This is a genomic window from Streptomyces sp. NPDC047453, from assembly GCF_040643155.1.
GTDB lineage: Bacteria > Actinomycetota > Actinomycetes > Streptomycetales > Streptomycetaceae > Streptomyces.
The window spans coordinates 1-5,973 of sequence record NZ_JBEYTS010000152.1 but is presented as its reverse complement, the minus strand read 5'-3'; the positions used below and the strand labels follow the sequence as shown (position 1 = coordinate 5,973).

Genomic DNA, 5,973 nt, shown 5'->3' with positions numbered 1-5,973 from the left:
GACCAGCGTCAGGTGGACTGGCAATTCACCACCCACGATGCACGCATCAAACTGCGCCATCTCTATCCCAAATATTAGCTGCGACAGTCTACTAGTGCTGTGACCGGAAAGGTTTGCCGGGAAGCTCGCGGCGTCCGGTGCTGGGGGCACCTCCCACGCCCTTCAGGCAGTGGGGGAGCATCGCAAGGCGGAGCATCGCCCGCGTACTGGATTCCGGTCGCAGCACTAGATCCCGGCCGGGACTAGCCGAGCGCCGACTTCACCGAATCCGCCAGGCGGCCCGCCACCGAGCGGGCCTGCTCGATGTCCGCGGCCTCGACCATCACCCGGACCAGCGGCTCGGTGCCCGACGGGCGCAGCAGCACCCGGCCGGTCCCGCCCAGCTCCCGCTCCGCCTCGGCGACCGCGGCGGCCAGGTCGGCAGAGGTCTTCACCCGGGACTTGTCCACGTCGGGGACGTTGATGAGGACCTGCGGCAGGCGCTCCATCACGGAGGCCAGGTCCCGCAGCGTACGACCGGTCCCGGCGACCCGGGCGGCCAGCAACAGGCCGGTGAGCGTGCCGTCGCCGGTGGTGGCGTGGTCCAGGATGATGACGTGGCCGGACTGCTCGCCGCCGAGGGCGTAGCCCTTGTCCTTCATCTCCTCCAGGACGTAGCGGTCGCCGACGGCGGTCTGCACGAGCTGGATGCCCTCGCGCTCCATGGCCAGCTTGAAGCCCAGGTTCGACATCACGGTCGCGACGACGGTGTCGGAGCGCAGTGCGGAACGCTCCCGCATCGCCAGTGCGAGCACGGACAGGATCTGGTCGCCGTCGATCTCCTCGCCCGTGTGGTCCACGGCCAGGCAGCGGTCGGCGTCGCCGTCGTGCGCGATGCCGAGGGCGGCGCCGTGCTCGACGACGGCGGCCTTGAGCGGGCCGAGGTGGGTCGAGCCGCAGCCGTCGTTGATGTTGAGGCCGTCCGGGTCGGCGCCGATGGTGACGACCTCGGCCCCGGCACGCCGGAAGGCCTCCGGCGAGACGCCGGACGCGGCGCCGTGCGCCTCGTCGAGCACGATCTTCAGCCCGTCGAGCCGGTTCGGCAGGACGCCGACGAGGTGGCCGACGTACCCGTCGAAGCCCTCGTCGTAGTCGCGTACCCGGCCCACGCCGGCGCCCGTCGGGCGGTTCCAGGGCGCGCCGGTGCGGTGCTCCTCGTAGACGGACTCGATCCGGTCCTCCAGCTCGTCGGCGAGCTTGTGACCGCCCCGGGCGAAGAACTTGATGCCGTTGTCGGGCATGGCGTTGTGGCTGGCCGAGAGCATCACGCCGAGGTCGGCGCCGAGCGCCCCGGTCAGGTACGCCACCGCCGGCGTCGGCAGCACGCCGACCCGCAGGACGTCCACACCCGCGCTCGCCAGGCCCGCGACCACGGCCGCCTCCAGGAACTCCCCGGACGCGCGCGGATCCCGCCCGACCACGGCCGTCGGCCGGTGGCCCTCGAAGGTGCCCGCCTCGGCCAGTACGTGCGCCGCCGCGACCGAGAGGCCGAGCGCCAGCTCGGCGGTCAGGTCCGCGTTGGCGACACCACGGACGCCGTCCGTGCCGAAGAGTCGTCCCACTTGTCCTCCTGAGGAAGCGTCAGTTCGAGAAGGGGCCGGTCCGTGGGCCGGTCCATGGCATTCGACGCTCCGGGCATCCGATCACACCAGCCGTTGAGCACCTTGTGCCGTTATACGCCGAAGCCGTGCGATAAACGAACGCCCCGGAGGCACATAGGCGTGCCGCCGGGGCGTTCGGAGTACGTGCAGGGGCGCCGTTGAGATTAGCGCTTGCTGTACTGCGGGGCCTTGCGGGCCTTCTTCAGACCGGCCTTCTTGCGCTCGACCGCACGGTCGTCACGACGCAGGAAGCCGGCCTTCTTGAGCGCGCCGCGGTTGTTGTCGACGTCGGCCTCGTTCAGGGCACGGGCGACACCGAGGCGGAGGGCACCGGCCTGGCCGGAGACGCCGCCACCGGCGATGCGGGCGATGACGTCGTAACGGCCCTCGAGCTCGAGCACCTTGAAGGGCTCGTTGACTTCCTGCTGGTGCACCTTGTTCGGGAAGTAGTCCTCGAGGGTGCGGCCGTTGATCTTCCACTTGCCGGAGCCCGGGACGATCCGGACGCGGGCGATGGCGTTCTTGCGGCGGCCCAGGCCGGCGGCCGGCTGCGGCTCGCCGAAGCGGGAGGCCATGGACTCCGAGGTGTACTCGCCCTCGACGGGGACCTCGGACTCGGTGGTGTAGCTGTCGATGTCAAGCTCTTCGAGCGGCTGCTCGGCAGTGGTCTCGGCCACGATTCTCCTCAGATTCTCTTCAGTCTTAGGGGGTGGCCGGACTTACTGCGCGACCTGGGTGATCTCGAACGGCACCGGCTGCTGGGCGCCGTGCGGGTGCTGGTCACCCTTGTAGACCTTCAGCTTCGAGAGCATCTGACGGCCCAGGGAGTTCTTGGGGAGCATGCCCTTGACGGCCTTCTCGATGGCCTTCTCCGGGTTCTTGTCGAGCAGCTCGTCGTAACGGACGGAGCGCAGACCACCCGGGTAGCCGGAGTGGCGGTACGCCATCTTCTGGGTCCGCTTGTTGCCGGAGAGGTGCACCTTGTCCGCGTTGATGATGATGACGAAGTCACCAGCGTCGACGTGCGGCGCGTAGATCGGCTTGTGCTTGCCCCGCAGGAGGGTGGCGGCGGTGGACGCCAGGCGGCCCAGGACGACGTCCTGGGCGTCAATGACGTGCCACTGGCGCGTGATGTCGCCGGGCTTGGGGCTGTACGTACGCACGGTTCGTAGCCTTCGCTTCTTCAGTGGGTGGTCCTGACAAGGTCACCGAAGACGATCACGACAGCCCTGACCGCACCACGGTGACGCAAACCGCGTGCTGGTCGCTGGTCATCGGCCCGGTGGACCGGTGTAAGGGCCCGTCCCGTGAGAATGAGCAAGCCAATACACAACGAAGATGCAGGATACCCGTGGCGCCCTGGAACGGTCAAAACGGTGCGCGACCGAGGGTCCCGGCGGTTCCGGCACCGCATTCCCGGCCGCTCGACGGCTGGTATCCGTCGGCGGCGCGTCGCTTTGTACCGGCGTGCACCTAAGGCCCCGGGAGGGCCGGCGGCGGGCGCGCGGAGGGCCCTCGGACCCCGTCTAAGATGCGCCCCATGAGTTATGGGCAGGGGGGCTCGCAGTCCCAGTGGGATCCCTGGAAACCGAATTCTGAGCAGTCGCGGAACAGCGGAGGCAGCGGCCAGACCCCGGACTGGGCCGCGCTCGCCGAGGCCTCTGAGGCGCGGAACAGAAGGCGCCGGCTGCTGTTCGTCGGCGGTGGCCTGCTGGCCACCGTCGGGATCGGCGCGGCCGTCGCCATGGCCGTGGTGTCGGCGAACGGCGACAACAACGCGTCGGGCGGGCCGGCCACCCAGCCGCCCGGCACCTCCGCCCTGCCGAGCGAGTCCGCCACGGGGCCGTCCTTCGCCCCGACCACCGCTCCGCCTCCGCTGGACCCGAAGGACTTCATATCCAGCGCGAAGAAGGACACGGCCCCCCTCAGCACGGACACGCTCTTCCCGGGCACCCAGCTGACCATGGGCGAGACCGTGTACAAGAAGGGCCCCACGGACGACGCCAAGAGCTGCGCCACGGCCGCCCAGGGCACGCTCGTCAAGGCCCTCACGGACAACGACTGCACCCGCCTGCTGCGGGTGACCTACAGCCAGGGCGGCGCCGCGGTCACGGTCGGCATCGCGGTCTTCGACACCGAGGCGCAGGCGCTCAAGGCGAAGAGCGAGACGGACAAGAAGAGCATCATCAAGCCGCTGTCCGGCAGCGGCGTCAAGGCCTTCTGCAACGGCGCCGTCTGCCGCTCCACGACCAACTCCTACGGCCGCTACGCCTACTTCACCCTCACCGGCTTCACCAACGGCACGAGCGTGACGAACAAGGACACCGCGGCCTTCCGGGCCGGCGACGACCTCGCCGAGTTCTCCTTCCAGCAGATCCGCCGGCGCGGCGAGACCCAGGCGTCGGCCGCGGCCAACCAGTAGCCGGCCGCCCGCCGCGACACGGCGGCGGGCGACACACGGGGGACCGGCGGACCGCCGCTCAGCAGCAGCCGGCCGCCGGCAGGGACCGCTTGTTGCGCGCCTCCCGGCTGCGCGCGGCGAGCAGCTCGTCGGCCGGGTAGCCGACCTCCTCAAGGGTCAGCCCGTGCGGCCGCACGACGTGCACGGCGGAGTCCCGCACCCCCGCGGCCAGCACCTTTCCGGGCCAGTCCGGCGGACGGTGGCCGTCACCGACGAACAGCAGCGCCCCGATGAGCGAGCGCACCATGTTGTGGCAGAACGCGTCGGCACGGACCGTGGCCGTGATGATGCCGTCGCCGCCGCGTTCGAGGCTCAGTTCCTGGAGCGTGCGGATGGTGGTCGCGCCCTCCCGCTTCTTGCAGTAGGCGGCGAAGTCGTGCTCCCCCAGCAGCCGCCGCGCGGCCTCGTTCATGGCCTCGACGTCGAGGGGCCAGTCGTGCCACAGGACATGGCCCCGCAGCAGCGGGTCGACACCGCCGGGGTTGTCGGTGACGCGGTAGGCGTAGCGGCGCCAGACGGCCGAGAACCGGGCGTTGAAGCCGCTGGGCGCGGGCCGCAGCGCCCACACCCGCACATCCCTGGGCAGCCGCCCGGCGAGCCGTTTGAGCAGCTTCTCGTGGTGCTCGCGCCAGACGCGCTCGGGCAGGTCCACGTGCGCCACCTGGCCCCGCGCGTGCACCCCGGCGTCGGTCCGTCCGGCCACGGTCAGCTCGTACGTCTCCGCGGACCGCGTGACCGTGCGCAGCGCGTCCTCGATCTCCCCCTGCACGGTCCGCCTGCCGCCGGCCTGCTTGGCCCAGCCGTGGAAGGCGGTGCCGTCGTAGGACAGGTCGAGACGGACGCGGACATGACCGGGCTGTACTTCGTCACTCACGTGCAGATCCTCTCAGGGCGGATCCCCCGGAAGAAACGCGGAAGCGGGCCCGCCCCGAGGGGCGGACCCGCTTCCGACGTCAGGCAGGGCCTCAGGCGTCCTTGGACTCCTCGGCGGGAGCCTCGGTGGCCTCGGCCGGAGCCTCGTCCGCCTTGGTCTCCTCGACCTTGGCCTCCTCGGCCTCCTTGACCGCACGCTTGGTGGCGGCCTCGGCCTCACCCACGGCGTTCTGCTGCACCGTCAGCGCCTCGACCAGCTCGATGACGGCCATGGGCGCGTTGTCGCCACGGCGGTTGCCGATCTTGGTGATGCGGGTGTAGCCACCCGGACGGTTCTCGTACCGCGGGCCGATCTCGGTGAAGAGCGTGTGGACGATGCTCTTGTCCGTGATGACCTGGAGCACCTGGCGGCGGTTGTGAAGGTCGCCCTTCTTCGCCTTGGTGACCAGACGCTCGGCGTACGGGCGCAGGCGGCGGGCCTTCGCCTCGGTGGTGGTGATGCGGCCGTGCTCGAACAGCGCCTTCGCGAGGTTCGCGAGGAGCAGCTTCTCGTGCGCGGCGCCGCCGCCCAGACGGGCACCCTTGGCGGGCTTCGGCATGGTTCTTCTCCTAGTTGTCTGCCCCGGCCGTATCAGGTACCGGGGTCAGTATCCGAGCGAGCGGGTTTGCCCGTCGGAGATCCGGACGCCTTTTCATGGCTTCCGGAGGACCCGCGCCCCAGAGGGGCGCGGGGAACTGCGCGACCAGCCACAGCGGGCCCGCAGCCAGAAACCGGCAGTCGGTCCCGAGCTCAGTACTGCTCGGTCTCGACGAAGCCCGCGTCCGCGTCGTCGTCCGCGCCGAAGGCGTCGGCGGCGGCGGTCGGGTCGAATCCGGGCGGGCTGTCCTTCAGGGCCAGGCCCATGCCGGCCAGCTTCGCCTTGACCTCGTCGATGGACTTCGCACCGAAGTTGCGGATGTCCAGCAGGTCGGCCTCGGAGCGGGCGACGAGCTCACCCA

7 protein-coding genes are annotated in these 5,973 nt (G+C 70.4%); 1 reads left to right on the top strand and 6 read right to left on the bottom strand.

The features are described 5' to 3' along the window. Positions 1–242 precede the first annotated feature (242 nt). From glmM to rplM, 3 genes are all read right to left on the bottom strand, one after another. A complete protein-coding gene (glmM, locus tag ABZ818_RS42355; protein WP_361427554.1) occupies positions 243–1,601 on the bottom strand; it encodes a phosphoglucosamine mutase in 1,359 nt (452 codons plus the stop codon). A gap of 203 nt (positions 1,602–1,804) precedes the next feature. Then, positions 1,805–2,317, bottom strand: coding sequence for a 30S ribosomal protein S9 (gene rpsI / locus ABZ818_RS42350; protein WP_095750302.1), 513 nt, complete (start codon positions 2,315–2,317; stop codon positions 1,805–1,807). Between the two features lie 42 nt (positions 2,318–2,359). Then, positions 2,360–2,803, bottom strand: coding sequence for a 50S ribosomal protein L13 (gene rplM / locus ABZ818_RS42345; RefSeq protein ID WP_030173943.1), 444 nt, complete (start codon positions 2,801–2,803; stop codon positions 2,360–2,362). 377 nt (positions 2,804–3,180) lie between these two features. Here rplM and ABZ818_RS42340 point away from each other — a divergent pair, with 377 nt between their 5' ends. Continuing rightward, positions 3,181–4,062 carry a hypothetical protein gene (locus ABZ818_RS42340; protein ID WP_361427550.1) on the top strand — a complete coding sequence of 294 codons (882 nt, stop codon included), beginning with the start codon at positions 3,181–3,183 and terminating at the stop codon, positions 4,060–4,062. Positions 4,063–4,120: 58 nt separating this feature from the next. Here ABZ818_RS42340 and truA read toward each other — a convergent pair whose 3' ends face one another. The 3 genes from truA to ABZ818_RS42325 form a co-directional block, all read right to left on the bottom strand. Further along, positions 4,121–4,975, bottom strand: coding sequence for a tRNA pseudouridine(38-40) synthase TruA (gene truA / locus ABZ818_RS42335; protein ID WP_361427547.1), 855 nt, complete (start codon positions 4,973–4,975; stop codon positions 4,121–4,123). A gap of 91 nt (positions 4,976–5,066) precedes the next feature. Then, positions 5,067–5,573 (bottom strand): 50S ribosomal protein L17, encoded by a 507-nt coding sequence (rplQ, locus tag ABZ818_RS42330; protein WP_361427544.1) that lies wholly within the window; start codon positions 5,571–5,573, stop codon positions 5,067–5,069. Between the two features lie 191 nt (positions 5,574–5,764). Next, positions 5,765–5,973 (bottom strand): DNA-directed RNA polymerase subunit alpha C-terminal domain-containing protein (locus ABZ818_RS42325; protein WP_358822702.1); only part of this gene is annotated, 209 nt, incomplete at its 5' end.